General features: G+C 55.5%; 17 protein-coding genes. 8 read left to right on the forward strand and 9 right to left on the reverse strand.

The genetic code is table 11. The features are described from left to right. Window positions 1–236: 236 nt before the first annotated feature. The 9 genes from JJO78_RS11795 to JJO78_RS11835 all read right to left on the reverse strand — a co-directional run bounded on the left by JJO78_RS11795 (window position 237) and on the right by JJO78_RS11835 (window position 10,469). The gene (locus tag JJO78_RS11795; protein ID WP_273623761.1) at window positions 237–1,205 is read right to left on the reverse strand and encodes a Wzz/FepE/Etk N-terminal domain-containing protein; all 969 of its coding nucleotides are present in this window, start codon (window positions 1,203–1,205) and stop codon (window positions 237–239) included. Continuing rightward, window positions 1,205–3,796, reverse strand: coding sequence for an SLBB domain-containing protein (locus JJO78_RS11800; RefSeq protein WP_273623763.1), 2,592 nt, complete (start codon window positions 3,794–3,796; stop codon window positions 1,205–1,207). Before JJO78_RS11800 ends, JJO78_RS11795 begins: the two co-directional genes overlap by 1 nt. 16 nt (window positions 3,797–3,812) lie before the next feature. Further along, window positions 3,813–5,306, reverse strand: a complete 1,494-nt coding sequence (locus JJO78_RS11805) for a capsule assembly Wzi family protein (protein ID WP_273623765.1) — start codon at window positions 5,304–5,306, stop codon at window positions 3,813–3,815. Window positions 5,307–5,529: 223 nt separating this feature from the next. Continuing rightward, the gene (locus tag JJO78_RS11810; RefSeq protein WP_273623767.1) at window positions 5,530–6,291 is read right to left on the reverse strand and encodes a Wzz/FepE/Etk N-terminal domain-containing protein; all 762 of its coding nucleotides are present in this window, start codon (window positions 6,289–6,291) and stop codon (window positions 5,530–5,532) included. Window positions 6,292–6,403: 112 nt separating this feature from the next. Next, a complete protein-coding gene (gene rfaH, locus JJO78_RS11815) occupies window positions 6,404–6,895 on the reverse strand; it encodes a transcription/translation regulatory transformer protein RfaH (RefSeq protein ID WP_273623769.1) in 492 nt (163 codons plus the stop codon). After that, window positions 6,892–7,659 (reverse strand): 3'(2'),5'-bisphosphate nucleotidase CysQ, encoded by a 768-nt coding sequence (cysQ, locus tag JJO78_RS11820; RefSeq protein ID WP_273623771.1) that lies wholly within the window; start codon window positions 7,657–7,659, stop codon window positions 6,892–6,894. The genes rfaH and cysQ overlap by 4 nt, the downstream gene beginning before the upstream one ends. 101 nt (window positions 7,660–7,760) lie before the next feature. Further along, complete coding sequence (locus JJO78_RS11825) at window positions 7,761–8,204, reverse strand: pilin (protein ID WP_273623773.1); 444 nt, start codon at window positions 8,202–8,204, stop codon at window positions 7,761–7,763. Window positions 8,205–8,302: 98 nt separating this feature from the next. Beyond that, on the reverse strand, window positions 8,303–9,748 hold the full coding sequence (locus tag JJO78_RS11830; protein ID WP_273623775.1) for an O-antigen ligase family protein: 1,446 nt from the start codon (window positions 9,746–9,748) through the stop codon (window positions 8,303–8,305). A 208-nt stretch (window positions 9,749–9,956) separates the two neighbouring features. Continuing rightward, window positions 9,957–10,469 (reverse strand): pilin, encoded by a 513-nt coding sequence (locus JJO78_RS11835; RefSeq protein ID WP_273623777.1) that lies wholly within the window; start codon window positions 10,467–10,469, stop codon window positions 9,957–9,959. 383 nt (window positions 10,470–10,852) lie between these two features. Here JJO78_RS11835 and pilB point away from each other — a divergent pair, with 383 nt between their 5' ends. From pilB to JJO78_RS11875, 8 genes are all read left to right on the forward strand, one after another. After that, window positions 10,853–12,568 carry a type IV-A pilus assembly ATPase PilB gene (gene pilB / locus JJO78_RS11840; protein WP_273623779.1) on the forward strand — a complete coding sequence of 572 codons (1,716 nt, stop codon included), beginning with the start codon at window positions 10,853–10,855 and terminating at the stop codon, window positions 12,566–12,568. 2 nt (window positions 12,569–12,570) lie between these two features. Further along, window positions 12,571–13,791, forward strand: coding sequence for a type II secretion system F family protein (locus JJO78_RS11845; protein ID WP_273623780.1), 1,221 nt, complete (start codon window positions 12,571–12,573; stop codon window positions 13,789–13,791). Window positions 13,792–13,876: 85 nt separating this feature from the next. Then, window positions 13,877–14,752: a prepilin peptidase gene (locus tag JJO78_RS11850; protein WP_273623782.1), complete on the forward strand. Its 876-nt coding sequence runs from the start codon at window positions 13,877–13,879 to the stop codon at window positions 14,750–14,752. Beyond that, window positions 14,753–15,355, forward strand: a complete 603-nt coding sequence (gene coaE / locus JJO78_RS11855; RefSeq protein WP_273623783.1) for a dephospho-CoA kinase — start codon at window positions 14,753–14,755, stop codon at window positions 15,353–15,355. It abuts the gene before it with no gap. A 5-nt stretch (window positions 15,356–15,360) separates the two neighbouring features. Continuing rightward, a complete protein-coding gene (tsaA, locus tag JJO78_RS11860; protein ID WP_036209925.1) occupies window positions 15,361–16,107 on the forward strand; it encodes a tRNA (N6-threonylcarbamoyladenosine(37)-N6)-methyltransferase TrmO in 747 nt (248 codons plus the stop codon). A gap of 32 nt (window positions 16,108–16,139) precedes the next feature. Then, window positions 16,140–18,500 (forward strand): response regulator, encoded by a 2,361-nt coding sequence (locus JJO78_RS11865; RefSeq protein WP_443094029.1) that lies wholly within the window; start codon window positions 16,140–16,142, stop codon window positions 18,498–18,500. A 20-nt stretch (window positions 18,501–18,520) separates the two neighbouring features. Then, window positions 18,521–18,709 (forward strand): DNA gyrase inhibitor YacG, encoded by a 189-nt coding sequence (yacG, locus tag JJO78_RS11870; RefSeq protein ID WP_036209919.1) that lies wholly within the window; start codon window positions 18,521–18,523, stop codon window positions 18,707–18,709. Window positions 18,710–18,810: 101 nt separating this feature from the next. Beyond that, window positions 18,811–19,365 carry a YfaZ family outer membrane protein gene (locus JJO78_RS11875; protein ID WP_036209917.1) on the forward strand — a complete coding sequence of 185 codons (555 nt, stop codon included), beginning with the start codon at window positions 18,811–18,813 and terminating at the stop codon, window positions 19,363–19,365. Window positions 19,366–19,428 lie beyond the last annotated feature (63 nt).

A 19,428-nucleotide genomic window follows, 5' to 3' on the forward strand; every position in this document is an offset into this window, starting at 1 on the left:
TATTCGGAGTAAATGAGGCATAAGCCCGCTTATTTTGGACTTTGCCTTTGGTTGTTTGCTGGCAGGACGGACCGCTAGGAGACTCGCCATCGCTGCAAGCTTGGAGTTTGCCAAACGGTCCTGCGCACTTTCAGTTTCAAGGAAGACGTTGCCTCAGGTATCGGGTATCGCTTTGCTCTGTCCGATGCGCTGCTTTCGAAAAAGTCGTTGGCTATCAAATACCGTCTAAAGCCGCTTTATCTTTTGGGTGTAAACTCAGGCTCTTTTCCACTGCGCAGCAGGGCTCGAATGAATACAACAAATACACTGAGCATACCGCCAAGCATGGTTGCTACGACGGCAATAAGGGCACGTTTTGGTTCACTTTTTTCCTGAGGCACTACGGCCGGGTCTACAGTTTTAAACACATATTCTTTCTGGGCGTGCGCCAGCATAACGGTGCGTGTTTCGCTTTCGATGAGCTGATAGAACACTTGTTGCATACCGGCGATATTGGTTTCGTTCAATTTGGTCCGCAGGTACTCAATGCTGGCCTCTGCCTCTTCCACATCTTGGGTCCGCATATGTTCGTTGATATCTTTTACCAGCCAGTCTGTCCACCGCTTTGCGGCGATGGGGGACTCACTTATCACGCTGACGATAACCATACCGTTTTCTTTGTTTTCGCTGACGCTTAGGTGAACTTCTTTGAATTTCCTGACCAAGTCCCAGTTGGTGGGCTCCAGGCTTTTGCCATCTTCGTCCGTATTCCACTCACTAGTTCCGGGGTCGTAGGCATCAAGGTTATAAATCCACTCTTGCCTCTGATTACTCCATCCATCGGTGCCCATCAACGGTACCATTAGGTCGTGGCGGCGGATGAAATCCGTTAGGAAGGCGCGGGACTCAAGTACCTCGCGGGCAATGACGGTTTTGTTTGAGCCGTCTTGGCCAATGTTGATGCCAGCCAGGCTGGCCAGGCCTCCGAGCCGGCCGCCCAAACCGCTGCTACCATCGCCGTCTGCAGGTGCCAGGAGGGCGCTGGCCTTGTAGATGTCAGGTTTGTACAACGCATAGGCCACGCCGCCAGCGGCGAAGAGCACCGTGATCAAGATGATTATCCACTTGCCTTGCCATAAGGTTATGAAGAGTTCCCGCAGGTCGATCTCGTCATCGGGAATGTGTTTAGCCTGAGTGTTTGCCGGTAACTGCTCGTATCTGGCCATCAGAGGTTCCCCACTGCCGCTGCTCCCAACGCCATCTGGTAAACAATCTGGCTTACGTTACTCCAAAGCTCCAGTTGGTTCAGGCGATCCACGTCGATGGGCACGATGATGGTGTCTCCCGGCGCTAGTTGTTGGCTGCGGCCGCCAAACCAGCGACTCTTCTCAGGGAGCATTACGGAGCCATCCGCTTTAACGACGTAGACTCTGTCTTCATCGGCCTGTCGCGTTGGGCCACCGCTACGTTCCAGGTATTCATCCACGGTGAGTCCCTCAGTGTGCAGGTGGCTGGTGGGAAACTGTACTTCGCCAAATACACTGACGGACTGCGGGATGAGGGGTATGGTCAAGCGATCGCCGTCTTGCAGACGGATGGGCTGATATTCGTCGCTGCCTATAACGTCAGCCAGGTTGATGACCATGCGGCCGACCGGGCGAGCGCTTTGTACGTCCTCCAGCAGATCTTCGACTTGCTGGGTTCTTTCTGCGCCCTGACCACCGATGTCGTCGCCTTCCAGTTGTATGCCCAGAAGGTCTCCCTGCAGGCGCTCTTCGGCTTCCTGCAGGCGCTGGGCCTCCAGTTGGCGGAGCTTTTCGCGGGTGAAGACCGCGCCTTCGGGGAAAGCGTTCTCAGTGAGGCCACCGGCGCGCTGGATCACGTCACGCAGGGTTTCGCCATTGCGGATTGTATATTGCCCCGGGTAACGGACCTCACCATTCAGCTCGATCGTTTTAGCCCGAGCAAACTCCGGAATGGACTTGATAAGTAGACGGTCCCGGCTTTGAAGCGAGACTGACACCTGCCCTTCCATTACGGCTTTGAGGTTCAGGTTCTGAATGTTGGTTTTACCCGTACCCTGTTCGTCAACGCCGAATCGCGCCAGTTCTGCTGTATAGAGCGAAGCTGAATCTTTCAAGCCGCCGGCGACATATATGGCATCTGCTACTTGCCGCGAAGCCGGCAACGGGTACTCGCCAGGGTAACGCACTGGGCCCGTCACTTGAATGGTTTGTTGGGGCGCTCCGGGTTTGGCCTGAGCTTTCAAGCGTTGTAGCACCGGGGCAAAGAGCGCTTCACGACTGAACCGACCGTAATCCCTATCTCCATCTTCAGAGGTAGCCCCGTTCTTGAGCCTATCGGTGCCATTGCCAGAGGAGGATACCTTACGCGCAGAGTCATTTTGATCCCGCTTGCGGGCATTAACTTTGCCCTCATCCGCAAAAATCAGGAACTGGTCTTTTTCCTGCAAAAGTATGTCATTCCCGCCGCCAGGGTTGTTGAGGGCCTCTCGCAGGCGCAAGTTAATAACAGACACAGTGTCGGCATCCGGGTCAGTACGAACTATCGCGGCGTAGCGCTTGTCGGCTTCCCGGAGAAGATCGTTATCCAGAGAGCGAATAACGGAGCTCACTCGCATGCCCGGTACCCAGGCGTAGCGGCCAGGCCGGGTGGCCGCCCCTTTCACTTCCACGTATTGGCCAGTGATGTCGGAGATGGAGGCAACTTCTATGCGGTCACCGGGTCTAACTGCTGCCTGTTTTCCTTTTGCCGTAGTGAGATTGGCTTCGGCGACGATGCGCAGGAAGTCGTCATTGTTCCGCTCAATACGCACCAGCTGCGGATAGGCCTGAGGGGTCAGGCCGCCGGCCAGATTCACCAGTTCCTGAAGGTTGGTGCCATTTTTCAGCTCATAGAGCGCGGGGCGGTAGACTTCACCCTCTATCCCTACTCGGTCACCCACAGGTGGGATGAAAATAACGTCGCCAGGTTGCAGGCGGTTGTCGTTGGAGGTGTCACCTGCCAGCAACAAGTCGTACAGGTCCAACTCACCAATGAGTTTGCCATCCCGTTTGTGCTGAATTTTACGCAAGGAGCCGGTGCGCTTGATGCCGCCTGAGACGTACAGTGCGTTGGTGATGGTGGACAGCGAGCTGACGGTATAGGAGCCGGCATTTCTGGCCTCCCCCAGCACGAACACCCGCATGCTGCGCAGTTCTCCCAGGGAAACACTGGCCTGCACACCGATGTACTGCTCGGAGACCCGCTTCTTGATCTGCTGTCTGGCTTGGTCAAACGTGAGGCCCGCAACGGTTTGGGGGCCGGATTGCGGAAAGCTAATGGTACCGTCCCGCGAAACAGGCAGTTCCAGTTGCTGATTTTCCTTTCCCCAGAGCTGCACCCGCAGTACATCGCCGGGGCCCAAGGTGTAGTTGTTAGGAACGGGAATTTCGGTCACTGGCGCAAACGTTGTAGGGCTTCCAACAAACAGATCGTAACCATAAGGCTTCAGGCCGCCGTTCTTGCGGTCCTGTTCTTCGTTGGTTTGCGCCTCTTTCCGGGCGCGCTCACGCTCTTCGTCGGAGATGGCGTCAACCGGCTCTACCACGCTCACGTTCTGTGGGCGCTGGTTTTGTGGGCTTACAGAGCCTGTGATTGAATCAAGATCCACCCCATACTGGCTTGCCAGAGCTTCCTGTTGGGCCCGGGGCATAGTCTTGAACTGTTCAATCTGGGACTGGCTAATGGATTGGGCAGCGGTGGTAACTGGCAACACAAGCGCCAGTGACATTAATAGTCGTTTGGTCAGGTTCACTTAGTAAATCCGTTTTTTAGAAGCGGTAGCGCCAGGCGGCGCCAACAGACCATTGGTCTTTCTCGCCGCTGATGAATTCTATCTTTTTGTCGGTGGCCTGGGCCGTGAGGTCCAGCCAGCCGTTGAGAAATTGTGTACCGTAACCCACGGATAGCATAGCGGCCGTTTGGTTGCCTCCTGGAACGGTATAAAATACGTCCTCGTCGATTACAACCGCACGGTTCTGGCCATCTTTATTGAGATCCAGATAGCTTACAGACGCCAACAGGTTACGGCCATCCGGAAAAAAGTTGAATGCGCCGACCGTCAGAGTTTCGGCATCGCCATCGAAAGTGGAGCCCATGCTGCGACCTTTGTGGCGGTAACCGCTTTGATAGCGGGAATGGTTGTAGGTGATGTTGGGCATGGCATTTCCCAGAAAGTCATCGGCCAACGTGTTGGCGTACTCTACAAACCATTGCTGGTCGCTCTCTAACAATTGAGTGGTCCAATCCGTACCCAAAAGCCAGGATTTGCGAGCTGGAAAGGCGCCAGCCTCATCTTCGCCCATCATCTGGCCGTAGACACCCATGGCCTGGTCGCCGATGGAAAAACCGTAGCGCGCGTCAATACTGGCCAATTGGTTTCCGGGGTCGTTCTCTTCCAGTTGACCATTGTCGCGACCGATCAGGGCGTTCCAGATGGTGGAGGCGCCTTCCGGCCGACCTTCGCCGCCGAACATGATCGCGCGGGAGAAGCCGATATCCAGCCCGTCGATGGGCCTTACCGTCAGGCGCATGCCAATCATCTTGGCGTCGGGAACCGCACGTTCGCTTTCCAGTTGGCCAGCGAAGGTGGTGAACTGCCAGGGGCCGATCCATTTCAGCCAGCTGGTTTCCGGCTCCGCGGCGTCCTTACGGTTCAGCCATATCGCAGGCATGGGGCGAGCGTTGTTGGAAAGGATCAAGCTGCTTTGCCACCCAGGCCCCCACCAGCGGTCGATGGCACCAGCGCCAAACACCCAGTTACCGGCGGTTGCAGCGAGATAGGAGCCGTCCAGGCGAAGTGTATCGTCGTCTTCCGGGTTAGCTGCCAGGCCTGGTTTTATGCCGAAGGCCCAGGATTCACCCTGCCATTGCACATTGAGGCTGGTCTCGGCTGTTTCGCGTGGGCCAGCCTGAAAGCCTCTTACAAAGGTCGGCTCGCTGGTTGCGCCCAGTTCGTATTCCGCTCGCCAGCCCTGCTGGCCCTGCTCATCCATCTCGAACGTCAGGTAAGCCAATGGGCCGCCGATGGCTGGGGCATCGTTACCGGTTTCCCGGCCCAAGCCACTATGGACAGTACCCATCATCACCGGCCAGGTGGAGGTTGTGCGGTTCAGGTGCCCCCGGTCCGCCAGTTTCTGCAGGGCAAAGCGGGCACGGTTGTCGCCAGGTTTCAGCCAAGGTGCCGAAAAGGCCGCAGAAGAATACGTGGCGGCAATCAGGCACGCTACCGCCCCACCGACCAGAGTCCAGTGTTTTGAGGTCATATACCGGCAACTTTCTGAAAAATGACAGGAAAAACGAACAACACGGAGGGAACAACCCAATCCCAACTGTATCCCTGTCGGTTGATGAAGCATCTGTGTCAAAAGCGTGACGATTTTACGGCATCCAATATGACACGCAAGTGACAATAAGCCTGACATGCCCGCCCCAAAGCGCCCAGGGAGTAATAAGTTGTCAAACCGTTATTGAAACGGGTACATGTGATCAAATTTCAGGCGTTTTGCCTTTCACCAAACCAACGAACTCGGCGAAAAACGCAATAAATACCCCCGCCAACAAACCGAGCATGATCGAGAGCGCAACCATCAGCCTGCGCGATGGGCCGGCGTTTTCTCCACTTTGCCTGCTGACGACCAACGCCTCAAAGGGCGATAACGATTCCAAACTCGATTCTAGTGACAGTTGTTTTTCGACGGCGGATGCAATTGCGTCCCCGGTATTCTCTCCGGCTTCCAACATTTTGATGGTCGATTCCAGAGATTCAATCTGCTTTTCCAGACTCTTCTGCAGAGCTGCGAACGCCTGCCCCTGCTCAGAGTTCAGTCGCTCAATCAGTTGCCGGTGGTTCTTCTCCACGAGCTCCGCCTTAGCGGGCGGCGCTTCCGATACGATTCGGACGAGCCCGGTGTTCTCCGGGTTACTGGCGGATAGGCTGAACGGTAGATTACTGCCTGCAGCTTGATGGTGCTGGGCCTGCAGGTCAGGTACCCAGAGACTGTCCAGTTCGGCGATGACGGTGCCAGGCTCCTCGATGAATTCCCCGTTCGCCTTTTCAGCCAATTTCACCAAGGTGACGTATTCGTGTTTCTCGGGCGCAAACAACGCGTATACCACGCCTCCGAGAGAGACCACCACAAAAACGATGTAGAACACCCGCCTTCGTCTTAGGAACGTCCTGGTCAGATCAACCAGATTAATTTCGTCATCGTATTGAGGCCGTGATGGCCCTTGTGAGGGGTCTAGCATTCCGTAACCATCGTTTGTTAAGCGTTAATGACATTATGACCGTTTGAAGAACGAATAGAAGTGAACAAAAGTTCCTCTTTGAGCTAGGGCTGGCTTGTCGGGTTACGCTGCGCTAATCCGACTTACGTGGGTGGAGGGTGGATAGGGGAACTTTGACCGTTTGCTGCTTCTGCATGAAGCTGATCAAGACAATGGCACGCTCTTCGCCGTCGTAAGCCTGGAAGATGGCGCTGATACCCTTAAAGGGTCCGTCTTCCAGATCCACGGCCTGACCGGGTTTGATGCCACCCTGCTCTGCAACGGTGTGCAGGCTGTCTTTTACATGTTTGATGACGTCATCCGGGATGGCGGCTGGTTTATTGGCAAAGCTGACAATCCGCAGTATGCCTCTCGTGGAGCGTAGCTTGGCCCACATGGGATCCGTTTGCTCCAGGTTCACAAACAGGTAGCCGGGGAACAGCGGCTCCAGCTTTTTGGTGCGCTTGCCAGCCTTGATTTTTTCCACCGTGATTTTCGGATAGAAGCAGGCAATGTCCTGATTTTGCAGATGACTTAGGGCGCGGTCACCCTGGCTGGGTTTGTACTGTAATGCGTACCAGGTCATTTGTACCAGTTGCCAGCAGCAACGAAATGGGGATTGAGCACATCCTCCTTGCCGTACTGCAAGGGCTTGCCCTCCAAGGTTTCTACCTTACCTCCGGCGGCCGAAAGCACGGCGTGAGCTGCACCGGTATCCCACTCACAAGTTGGCCCCAGCCTTGGGTAAATGTCCGCATGGCCTTCGGCAATCTTGCAGAACTTGAGGGAACTGCCAGCCTGCACCAGCTCATGAGCGCCAAGCTTGTCGATGAAAGCTTTGGTTTCGTCGTTCAAGTGATTCTTGCTGGCAACAACGCGCTTGGCCTCACCGGGCTCGACCACACTGATCCGCCGGGTGCGGCCTGTACGGTCCCGCTTGTAGGCGCCCTCGCCTTTCAAGCCCCAGTATGCTTCTTTTAACGCAGGCGCTGTGACGACCCCGAGAATGGGTTCGCCGTTTTCGATCAAAGCGATGTTTACGGTGAATTCGCCAGTACGCTGGGTGAAGTCCTTGGTGCCATCAATCGGGTCAATCAGCCAGAAGCGCCGCCACTGTTTTCGCTCGCTCCAGGGAATTTCGGCACCCTCTTCCGAAAGTACCGGAATATCATGGCTAAGGTTGCGCAAGCCCTCCACAATCACGCGATGACTGGCGACGTCCGCTGCGGTAATCGGCGACTCGTCCGCTTTAAAATCGACCTTGAAGTCCGTCATGTAGATGCTGAGCACCTTTTCGCTGGCGGCGTCTGCGATTTTCAGGACATCGGGGAGGATGGAGTTGTAGTGCATGAGGCTCGGCTTCCTGCGTCAGGTCAATTACGTTTGCGCTATTATGGGCGATAGTGACGCAACACATCAAAATTACTACAGGAATGCCTCGCAGGAATCGCTTAGATCACATCACACCCATTGGGGCTATACCGACCCTTCCAATTAGCCGCTGCACTAGGATCAATTACACACTGCCAGTTCCCCGCCACCGATCGCTCCATGCGGATGACAACGCCCACCAAGTCGCCATGGGCGTTGCCGCCCATGGTCACCTGAATGTGACCAGAACCGTCAGGATTCAACACTGCGATGTCGATTGCAGGAACACCGGTTGTCAACGATGACGGCGAGTAACCGATGTCCGAATTATCAACCGTCGCTCCACGCGCCAGACGCTCCTCAACAGCAGATTTGTAGGCAGACAGCTCTCCAAGTGCTCGATTTACCTGGGATTGCATAACATGCCCCCGGTAGGCTGGTATCGCAATGGATGCAATAATGCCGATGATGGCAACAACAATCATGAGCTCAATGAGGGTAAAACCGCTGTTTTTTCCAGACATACTCTGTATTCCGAAGACCCGAAGATACTTTTACTGAGCAAAGTCCGGACCAATACCGATATAGCGAGAGAGGAGGCACTCCATTCTCTGGAACGCCACTATCGGGTATCGGGGCGAGGGAAGTTTCCATGAAACCAGAAGCGCGGCAGTGTCCGTTCGCTCATGTGCTCATGATAATAAATCTCATCTGCTTTCATATCGAGATAATAGGTATGCACCTGTGCGGCCCACAACAACCAAAGAATCAAGACGAGTGCTGCTGAAGAGGTCGCAAAAGCCAGTTTCTTAGGTAGCACCTGGTTAGAGCCATTCCTCTGCCTAACGCTGAACAGTGGAGAGACAATCAACGCCCAGAACCCCGCCAACACAAACAAACCAACCAACATTGAGCCCGGCGCAATAAACACCGCGGACGCCCCCGCATGTATGAAAGCGGCAATCACGGACGCAACAACACCAGCGAGCATAAGAACGCCTTCCGTATCACCCTCAGCCAATAGCGCCGTGCGACGACGCCATAATTGGACGGTTAGCTGGAGCGCTAGCAGGAGGAACAGGAGAATCAACAGCCAGCCATACTCTGCCGCCCACATCAGATACATATTGTGCGGATGACCATATTTACTGTTTTCCGAATACGCCTGCGTAAGCAGATCGTGGGTTAACCAGGACTGTGGCCCCATACCCAACGGAAAATACTGGAGACTCATCTGCCAAGCTTCCATAAATAGTGGCGCCCTGCCTGCGCTGTCCACCCTGACTGACCGCAACTCGGTTTCACCGAAGAAAAGTGAAGGCACCAGAACGGAGAGGACAAACCAAATTGCAAGTCCAATTAGAAGGTAGATAAGAAACCGCCTTAGCCAAGGCCAGCCTTGACGGCCAAAGAACAGTGCAGCGAATACCACACCAATCGTAATTCCCAGAATCGAACCCCGGGAAGTTGACAAAAAAATGATCCACCACCAAAGCCCAGCTCCGGTGGCGACGATCGTGCGCCAAAGGCGGAATTTACCAAGCGGGCCCACAAGGACCGCCAGCGGTAGAATGGGTAAAAGCCAGGTTGCTACATGGCTCCAGTAACGGATATTCACGAAGCCCCATGGAATGAGATCTGAAAGATCGGCATAGCCATCCACCAACGCAAACAGGTAGACGTTTACTGACATCACACCATAAAGAAAGCACGCCGCTGCTGCGACGGAAACAAATATCTCTAGGTATCGATTGGCCATTCCCTGCGCCACAAGAGCATGCCCCCCAAAGACCGCAGCAGCAAAGTAAAACGAGTACAGAGCCGGCTCGACGAACGCGTATAACTGCTCAAGAAAAGGAATGGATAAAATAGGAAAGGCAAGCGCAAACGAAAAAGCGGGCAGTAGGGCAAACATTGCTTTTTTCGAGGGTATTCCCTGCGCTGCAATAAACATTGTGCCTGCAACCGAAAAAGCACCTATCAGGCCCACCAGAAGAAAACGCTGGTCCGCGTATGATCCAGCGTATGTGGGCAAAAAATCGGCAAACAAAACAGCAAGTAAAGACAAGGTGACAGCACACCCTGTAAGGGCAAGCGTGATCCGACTGGCTTTCAATTTTGCAACACTCCGTCTCTAAGGTTCATATCGCCCAAAAAAAGCCCGACGTTGCTACACGCATTATCAAATAAAAAAGCCCGGAGCCAAGGCCCCGGGCTTTCAGACTGCCGTATAGTTCTAGACAAAACTGTACGGAAGCTTAGTTCACATCACCCGATTAGGAAGCCGGGCAGCCCGCAGGTGCGTAGCTGTCTTTCCAACCGTTACCAGCAGTCGGCGGAGTAACGCCACAGCTGTAAGCACCATTTGCAGAGCGAGTTACAGTAATCACTGCACCACGAACCGCTGCCGAAGCGTCAGTACCCAATTCAACGTTCCAAGACATAGTGGCCAAAGCACCGTCAGCGATAGTCAGGCCAAACTCAGGTCCGTTAGCCGCGCCAGTACCCTCATCTACGAGGTTGGAACCAGTCCAGCCAATACCAATAGTACGTGGATCGGTGGTCAGGTCATCTTCATAGCCGATCTGGCCGCCGTTGTTGAAAATGCTCTCGGCATTGGATTTCAGCGCGTTAACTTCACCAACAACACGAGAAACCTGTGTACGAGCTGTGTAATCCTGATACTGAGGAATCGCAACAGCTGCCAGGATACCGATGATCGCAACAACGATCATCAGTTCGATCAGTGTGAAACCCTTCTGGGCGTGATTCATTTGAATGTTCTTCATTAGTCGACCTCTGTGTTTGTCGTTAATCCACTCGATACGGCCCGGGCCCGGCGGAGTCGCACCCCGTGACCGGTATCTAGAGCCTGGGTTTCGTTAAGCATTGCTCGTGCCAACTAAAGTCAGCCGCCGACAAACGCCTTATTATCAGCACTTTATAAAACATTGTGAAATTCATCGCATCGACAAAAGAAGTCGACCCCATGCCCTCACGCGTCACTGGGTGACAATTTTTGTCAGATGACACATCCATAGCCACCGGGTTTTCTGGGCATAAGACCACTTCATTGCCCGCACGCCTTTCCAAACCGTTGCCAGCCATCTAAACTCACTCCATTAGACCAACATCCGTTTCAGACACTTAGGCTGCGTTTTTTACACAATTTATGTCTACCAATAAAAGCAATGTAACGCTTACAGGCTTGGCGAGACGCTTCGTCGATGACGGGCTTATTGATGAATCCACCGCGAAAGATGCCTTTCTTCAGGCATCCCACAACCGCATTCCACTCATTACCTACCTGGTACAGAACAACCTGGCGAACAGCGGAGGGCTCGCGTTCTCCGCCGCGATGGAGTTCGGCGTTTCGGTTCTGGATCTCAACGCCTTTATGCCGGAGATGATGCCCGATAAGGTCGTAGACGAAAAACTGATACGAAAACACAACGCCCTACCGCTCTATAAGCGCGGGAACCGGCTGTTCATTGCGGTCTCCGACCCGACCAACATCCAGGCGTTAGACGAGATCAAGTTTAATACCGGTCTGAGCACTGACGCCATCCTGGTTGACGACGCCAAGCTCCGGGAAGCCATTGACAAGTATCTTGAGTCCCACGATACGTCGATGGGTGATCTGGATGACGCCGACCTTGAAGGCGTTGAAACCGAAGGCGGCGATCAGGAAGACGATGCCGTTGCCGCAACGAGCGATGTCGACGATGCCCCCATCGTAAAGTACGTGAACAAGATGCTTCTTGACGCCATTCGCGGGGGTGCCTCGGACGTTCACTTTGAACCCTATGAGAAAACCTATCGGGTTCGGTACCGCACCGACGGCATTCTGAAAGAAATGTCGCGGCCCTCCATCAAGCTGGCCCCGAAGATTTCTGCCCGGGTAAAAATCATGGCGCAGCTGGATATCTCGGAGCGCCGGGTCCCCCAGGACGGCCGGATCAAGATGAAGCTGTCCAAGACCAAGGCCATCGACTTCCGGGTCAATACCCTGCCGACACTGTGGGGAGAAAAGATCGTTCTGCGGATTCTCGACCCAAGTCAGGCGAAGCTCGGCATCGATGTCCTGGGTTATGAGGAAGAACAGAAACAACTGTACCTGGACGCCCTTGAGCAGCCCCAGGGGATGATACTGGTGACGGGGCCCACCGGCTCGGGCAAGACGGTTTCCCTTTATACCGGCCTGAACATACTGAATACACCAGAAAGAAACATTTCCACGGCCGAAGACCCCGCGGAAATCAACCTGGAAGGCATCAACCAGGTCAACGTCAACACCAGGGTAGGCCTCGGCTTTGCGGAGGCATTGAGAGCCTTCCTCCGCCAGGACCCGGACATCATCATGGTGGGTGAGATCCGAGACCTGGAAACGGCGAACATCGCTATCAAAGCTGCGCAAACAGGGCACCTGGTGCTCTCGACCCTGCACACCAACAGCGCTGCGGAAACGCTCACGCGCATGATGAACATGGGCGTTCCGTCCTTCAACATCGCCACGTCGGTGAGCCTGATCATTGCCCAGCGACTGGGCCGCCGACTGTGTAATTCCTGTCGGCAGCCGGCCGATATCCCCAAAGACGTGCTTTTAGCGGAGGGGTTCACACAGGAACAAATTGATACAGGGTTCACGTTGTACCGTCCCAAGGGCTGTGATAAATGCAATGGTGGATATAAAGGCCGCGTCGGGATTTACGAGGTGGTCAAGATTACCGACGAGCTGGCGAACATGATTATGGAAGAAGCCAGTTCGATTAAAATTGCAAAGCAGGCACAGGCCGAAGGCTTCCCGAACTTGCGGCAGTCTGCCCTCAAAAAAGTCATTGAGGGCGTGACCAGTCTTGAGGAAGCCAACCGCGTGACGAAGGATTAAGCATGGCAGAGAAAGCAGAGAAACTTCAGGCGTTCGTCTGGGAAGGCAAAGACCGCAAGGGCAACAAAACCAAGGGCGAGGTGTCTGGCACCAACCTGGCCTTGGTGAAGGCCCAGCTGCGTAAGCAGGGCATTATTCCTGACAAGGTAAAGAAGAAACCGAAACCCCTGTTTGGCGGCAGCAAAAAGATCACGCCTTTCGACATCGCCATGCTTACACGCCAGCTCGCCACCATGATGAAAGCTGGCGTACCGCTGGTTCAGAGTTTCGATATTGTGGCTGACGGCCTTGAGAACAGGGGCCTTCAGGAGTTGGTTACCAACATCCGCAACGATATTTCTTCGGGCACCAGTTTCGCCGGCGCCTTGCGTAAGTATCCCAGGCATTTTGACGACTTGTACTGCAACCTGGTGGATTCCGGGGAAAAAGCCGGTGCCCTTGAGAGCATGCTGGACCGTATCGCCACCTATCTCGAGAAAACCGAGATTCTCAAGAAGAAAGTCAAAAAAGCCATGACCTATCCGGCCGCCATTATTGTGGTTGCCGTGATCGTGACCGCTATCCTGTTGGTTAAAGTGGTGCCCCAGTTCGAAAGCCTGTTCAAGGGCTTTGGTGCAGAGCTACCCGTGTTCACGCAGATGGTTGTCAGGCTGTCTGAGTGGCTACAAGCTTGGTGGTTTGTGGTGTTACTGGGCATTGTGGGCACGATTTTCTTGTTCAAAGAAGCGGTGCGACGGTCTCAGAAGTTCTCTGACTTCGTGGACAAATACATTTTGAAACTGCCTGTCGTGGGCGAAATCCTGGACAAGTCGGCCGTTGCCAAGTTTGGACGCGTACTTTCCACGACCTTTGCGGCTGGCGTTCCGCTCGTTGATGCGCTCGACTCCGTTGCCGGCGCGACCGGCAACGCCGTTTATCGGGATGCTATCCAGCGAATAAAAAACGATGTTTCGAGCGGTACCCAATTGCAGGCCACCATGCGCCAACAGGATGTGTTCCCGGTTATGGCCGTGCAATTAACGGCCATTGGTGAAGAATCCGGTAACCTGGATGAAATGTTGGAGAAAGTCGCCATCCACTACGAGGCAGTCGTGGATGATATGGTCGACAACCTCACAGCCCTGCTGGAACCGATCATCATGGCGGTATTGGGCGTACTCGTAGGCGGCTTGATCATCGCTATGTACCTACCGATCTTCCAGATGGGTCAGGTGGTTGGCTGATCACGCCCTTCCTTTCACCAACCCCTCTCCCCACCCCTCTTCCGCAATGGGAGGGGGGCTTTGATGGCACAGATTGAGAGTTTTGATGATTTCCCTTGATACGTTCCTGGCCACGCCCTGGCTTCTCTATACCGCAGTCATTTCTTTCTCCCTCTGCATCGGTAGCTTCCTGAATGTGGTGATCCTTCGCCTGCCGAAGATGATGCAGCAGGACTGGCGCTGCCAATGCGAAGAGTTCCTGGAGCTATCAGACGATCAACGCAAGAACGATGCGCCGATTACGCTCTCCAAACCTGCCTCCACCTGCCCTTCCTGCGGTCACGGGATTCGCGCCTGGGAAAACGTCCCGGTCATCAGCTACCTGGTTTTGGGCGGCAAATGCGCATCATGCAAAGCGGGCATTTCACCGCGATACCCAATCATTGAGGCAATTACCGCGCTGTTTTCAGTGGTGACCATTCTGGTCATGGGGCCGTCTGAAGCTGCGCTTTGGTCGCTGTTGCTGGTTTGGGTGCTGATCGCGCTGACGGTAATCGATTTCGACACCCAGCTGCTGCCAGACAGCATGACGCTGCCCCTCATGTGGCTGGGGCTAATCCTGAATTACTTCGGCGTGCTGACGGATTTCAGCAGTGCCTTCTGGGGCGCGGTGGCAGGCTATCTGTCGCTATGGTCGGTGTACTGGCTCTTCAAGTTGGTAACCGGCAAGGAGGGCATGGGCCACGGCGATTTCAAGTTATTGGCGGCGCTGGGCGCCTGGCTGGGCTGGGAATTGCTGCCGGCGGTGATTTTGTTGTCGTCTTTGGTCGGTGCCGTTGTGGGGATTAGTTTGATGGTGTTCCGCAAGCACGGCCGCGAAGTGCCAATTCCGTTCGGGCCCTATTTGGCGGCGGCGGGTTTGCTCTGCCTTTGGTTTGGGGCAGAAATTCAGGCAGCCTGGTTTACCTATCTGGGGGTTTGAATGGCAGTCGTAGGCCTTACCGGCGGTATCGGTTCTGGCAAGTCCACGGTCGCGCGGCTGTTCGGAGCACTGGGTGTGCACTGGGTGGATGCGGATGATGTTGCCCGCGAAGTCGTCGAACCCGGCACGCCGGCCCTTGAAAAGATTGCGGAGCATTTTGGGCAAGAGATCCTGCTGCCGGATGGCAGCCTGGACCGTGCGGCGCTGAGGCGAATCGTATTCGATGCGCCGGAGGAGCGCGCTTGGCTCGAGGGGCTGTTGCACCCGGTGATCCGTGAGGAGCTGATGCGGCAACTGCGTCCGGATAACTATTCCCTACCCTATGTGCTTCTGGTGTCGCCTTTGTTGTTGGAAACCGACCAGCATGAGCTGGTCGAGAAAGTCGTCGTGGTGGATGTGCCGGTCGATGTGCAGATCCAGAGAACCATGGCCAGGGATACCAACGACAGAGAGCAGGTTGAACGCATCATCGCCGCTCAGATGCCGCGAGAACAACGACTCCGGAAAGCCGATGACGTGGTGGACAACAACCTGGCTATAATTGATGTTGAGCGTCAGGTTGAACAGTTACACCAGACGTTCCTGGCAGCCTTTGGGCGTTAGTGTCTATGAGCCGACACCCCTCCCGCCCCGCCGTTGATGCCTTGACGCTGACCCCCATCGCTATTACCCGTTCCTGCTTCCGGGACAAGTTTGGTGTACCCCGACAACCAGGACTGACCCGCTTTGCCCACGCTGACCTGATCATCCAATCGCCCTTCGATCGCGAGGATGCGTTCCGGGGGTTGGAGACGGCCAGTCACCTGTGGCTGACGTTCCAGTTCCATGAGGCGGTACGGGCGGAATGGCGGCCGGTGGTTCGGCCACCCCGGCTGGGAGGCAACAAAAAGATAGGTGTGTTCGCTAGCCGGTCACCTTTCCGGCCCAACAGCCTGGGGCTGTCAGTCGTGAGAAACGAAGGACTGACGCGGGACGCGGGCGGTCGCCTGGTGTTGCGGATTGGGGACCACGATCTTATCGACGGCACCCCCATCCTGGACATCAAGCCCTATCTGCCATTTGCAGATTCAGTCCCGGAAGCCACCCTGGGTTGGGCGGAGTCCGCACCGACGGATCGTCTACCGGTAGTGTTCCTGAATGAGGCTGACCAACAGCTCGCAGCCTTGCCAGCGGATCAGTATCCGGATTTCCGAGACTTGATAGAAGATGTGGTGAGCTACGACCCTCGCCCATCGTTCCGGCGTGGCCGGGATGAAGAACGGATATACGGAGCGCATTTGTACGATCTGAACGTGCGCTTCCGCTTTGTCCATGATGAATCACAGGAACGTGTCGAAGTGCTAACGGTCTGTTAAACTGCAGATCGGTTGATTTTTCGACACAGGGAATGCGTGCCTTGCCTCCGATCCGGTTATTCAGACGAATAGGTGTACGGCCACTGGCTGCCAGGCTGCTGGTATATGTTCTGTTGTTCAGCCTGATCCTGTCGCTGGCTGCCACCGGCGTTCAGATGATTGGCGAGTTTGAGCGCAGAACCGAAGAGTTGCGCAGCACCCAGGAACGCGCTGCGGAACTGGTTGCCGGCAGTATGAGCAACAACCTCTGGCTGATGAACTACAGCGAGGTCGCCAACAGCCTGGATGACATGCGCGCCATTCCGGTTATCCAGCATGCCCGGGTGATCACAGCCGCTGGCGAGGAGTTCAACACGGGTACCTATCCGGATGGCCGGGTGATCAGCCAATCCTTCCCCCTGGTGTTCAATCGCGCGTCCTTCAATAGCCCGGAAGCCATGGGCACCTTGACTGTGACGTCGTCTGTGGAAACCGTCTACAACGAATTAATGGACCGGGCACTGCTCACACTGCTGTTCCAGTCGATGATCGTGATGTTGGGTACTCTCGGGCTTCTGGTCATTGTTCGGCTCACCCTTTCCCGCCATCTGGAATCGATTGCCGACTACGCCGCCCGGCTTAACCTGGACGCATTGATTGAGCCGCTAAAGCTTCGCCGCAAGCCCCCAAAGCGTGGTGACGAACTCAGCGAGCTGGAACAGGCGCTGAACACCATGCGCCTGCAGCTGCTGGAAGACACCCGTTCCCTACGCCAGACCTCCATCCAGTCCCAGGATGAACGAGATCAAGCCGTGCGGGCAAACCATGCCAAGAATCAGTTCCTGGCCAACGTCAGCCATGAGTTGCGCATTCCGCTGCAATCGGTGCTGGGCTACGCTAATCTCCTGTCAGATACCCCCCTCGATCAGGACCAGCGGGAATATGTCCACACCCTGCTCAACGCTTCGGAGGGATTGTCGGCCATTATCAATGACCTGCTGGACATCTCCAGTATGGAAGCCGGCAAGCTGGTGCTGGATGACATTCCCTTTGACCTTCGCGACACCCTGAATGATCTGGTGCATATGCTGGGTGCACGGGCTCGGGAAAAGGGTCTGGCGCTGGAACTGCGAATTGACGAGAACCTGCCCTGGGCCCTGAAAGGGGATCCGGTACGGCTGAGGCAGATTCTGCTCAACATGACATCCAACGCCATCAAGTTTACCGACTCCGGGCACGTGCTGATCAGCATCGAGGTGCTGGGTCGGCGGGATAACAACGTACGACTTCGGGTGGCGGTTGAAGACACGGGCGTGGGGATCAACCCCGAGGATATACCGCTGGTGTACGAGCCCTACGTTCAGCTCGGTCAGCGTTTTCAGCGACAATTGCCGGGTGCAGGCCTGGGCCTGACCATTTGTCGCCAGCTGGTTCAGTTGATGGACGGCTCACTGGACCTTGAGAGTAAACCCGGCGAGGGCTCCACCTTCTGGATGGAGCTCAGCCTGCAGGTTGCGCCAGAGAGCGCCGCCCGCGGTCGACCGGATACCAGCATGATCCGCGGGCGGCACATTCTGGTGGTGGACTCCTATGAACTGTCCCGCAAGATCACCCTGGAAATGCTTTCGCGCCACGAGTTGGATATCGAAGCAGTGAAATCCGCCGGAGAGGCACTGACCTCATTGCGGTTGGCCTCGGACAACCACAAGCCCTTTGATGCCTTGGTGCTGGACGGGTTTGTACCGGATATGGACAGTGACCTGTTGTGCCGACAGATCCGTAGCAACCCGGAATGGGGCCATACACGGCTATTGATTCTGTCGTCCAACCCCCAGCGGGGGGATGCAGAGCACTTCCGGCAGGCCGGCGCCGATGCCTTCCTGAGCAAGTCCCTGCGGGAATCATGCCTGACCCCTATCCTGCACCAACTGTTTTCGGATTCCGTCCGTAACGAACGTCGCTTCCTGACCCGGTTTTCCCTGCAAGCCGTCAGTGACAATACCCGCCGCCAGGAATTACCCTGCGGCCGCATGAAAGTTCTGTTGGTGGAAGATAACCCGGTCAACCGCACCCTCACCCGCCGGCTGCTGGAAAAGTTGGGCTGTGATGTGATGACGGCGAATGACGGCGAAGCCGCCTCCAGTCTCTGGCAATGGCACCCCTTTGATTTGATTTTCATGGATTGTGTGATGCCCCGGGTGGATGGTTTCGAGGCCACTCGCCGCCTGCGCCAATGGGAGAAGGACCACAACCGTAATCGGGTACCTGTGGTGGCGCTGACTGCAAGCGCTATGGAAAAGGATGAAGAGCGCTGCCGCGAGGCAGGCATGGACTCGTTTGTTGCAAAGCCGGTCAATATTGAAATGTTGCGGGCGGTTCTGGAACAATACTGCCAAGCCTCCGCATCCACCTGAATACCCGACACAAGGCCACCATGAACGTAGAATGTCCCACCTGTAAAAAGTCCGCGGAATGGAATGAGAATAACCCGTTTCGCCCTTTCTGCTCCGAACGCTGTAAACTGATTGATCTGGGCGCCTGGGCCAATGAGGAATATCGTGTTCCCGCAGAAAATGCATCCCCCGACGATCTGGATCAGGGCGGCGACACAACCACCCATTGATCGCCCGCATTAACCCGCCCTTAACCCGTTTTAAGTTGAGCCACTTGGGCCGGACCGTTAACATTCCGGCGGTTACATTCAAACATTAAGAAGGTCGAAGAATGAAAGCGTCCCGAATTCCCCTTATCGTTCTGTCACTTGCGGCAGCACCTGTATACGCCTCCGATGTGGACCTGAGCCTGACCAACGACTCGGTCAAGGGCCAGGTCAACTTCTTCGGCACCAATTCCGACATCCAGGTCGGCACCGGCTATACCTATCACGAAGGCAGCCGTCACATCGGCAACGTGGATTTCCACGCCCAGGGCCGCACCGCCATTGGCAACCTGCCCACCACAGCGGGCATTGGTGTTCGCGCCTTCGGATGGGATGATGATCGGCTGGACGGCGGCGCCGTAGCTCTCGGCGGCTTTGCCACCGTGAATGTACCCAACGTACCCGGGTTGTCATTTACCGGCGGGCTTCACTACGCGCCCAGCATCCTTGCCTTTGGCGATTCCGATGACCTCACCAGCCTTGAGCTTCGCGGCAGCTACCGTGTTATCCGCAACGCCGAGGTGTTTGCCGGTTACCGCTACCTGAATACCGACTTTGACGGTCGTGGTGATTTGAACCTGGATGAAGGCGTGATGGCCGGCATGAAGATCTTCTTCTGATCAGGTCCTGATCCCGCAGAGTAACCCTGCCCGCCTCTACCAGGGCGGGGTTACCGCTCCCCA

The organism is Marinobacter sp. DS40M6, from assembly GCF_028581595.1.
GTDB classification, from domain to species: domain Bacteria; phylum Pseudomonadota; class Gammaproteobacteria; order Pseudomonadales; family Oleiphilaceae; genus Marinobacter; species Marinobacter salarius.

Coding starts and splice junctions, on each gene's coding strand:
- coaE (WP_273623783.1), top strand. CDS start 14,753: ATGGCAGTCGTAGGCCTTACCGGCGGTATCGGTTCTGGCAAGTCCACG.
- JJO78_RS11865 (WP_443094029.1), top strand. CDS start 16,140: ATGCGTGCCTTGCCTCCGATCCGGTTATTCAGACGAATAGGTGTACGG.
- JJO78_RS11875 (WP_036209917.1), top strand. CDS start 18,811: ATGAAAGCGTCCCGAATTCCCCTTATCGTTCTGTCACTTGCGGCAGCA.
- pilB (WP_273623779.1), top strand. CDS start 10,853: ATGTCTACCAATAAAAGCAATGTAACGCTTACAGGCTTGGCGAGACGC.
- tsaA (WP_036209925.1), top strand. CDS start 15,361: ATGAGCCGACACCCCTCCCGCCCCGCCGTTGATGCCTTGACGCTGACC.
- JJO78_RS11835 (WP_273623777.1), bottom strand. CDS start 10,469: ATGAAGAACATTCAAATGAATCACGCCCAGAAGGGTTTCACACTGATC.
- JJO78_RS11795 (WP_273623761.1), bottom strand. CDS start 1,205: ATGGCCAGATACGAGCAGTTACCGGCAAACACTCAGGCTAAACACATT.
- rfaH (WP_273623769.1), bottom strand. CDS start 6,895: ATGACCTGGTACGCATTACAGTACAAACCCAGCCAGGGTGACCGCGCC.
- JJO78_RS11805 (WP_273623765.1), bottom strand. CDS start 5,306: ATGACCTCAAAACACTGGACTCTGGTCGGTGGGGCGGTAGCGTGCCTG.
- JJO78_RS11825 (WP_273623773.1), bottom strand. CDS start 8,204: ATGTCTGGAAAAAACAGCGGTTTTACCCTCATTGAGCTCATGATTGTT.
- JJO78_RS11850 (WP_273623782.1), top strand. CDS start 13,877: ATGATTTCCCTTGATACGTTCCTGGCCACGCCCTGGCTTCTCTATACC.
- JJO78_RS11845 (WP_273623780.1), top strand. CDS start 12,571: ATGGCAGAGAAAGCAGAGAAACTTCAGGCGTTCGTCTGGGAAGGCAAA.
- yacG (WP_036209919.1), top strand. CDS start 18,521: ATGAACGTAGAATGTCCCACCTGTAAAAAGTCCGCGGAATGGAATGAG.
- JJO78_RS11810 (WP_273623767.1), bottom strand. CDS start 6,291: ATGCTAGACCCCTCACAAGGGCCATCACGGCCTCAATACGATGACGAA.
- cysQ (WP_273623771.1), bottom strand. CDS start 7,659: ATGCACTACAACTCCATCCTCCCCGATGTCCTGAAAATCGCAGACGCC.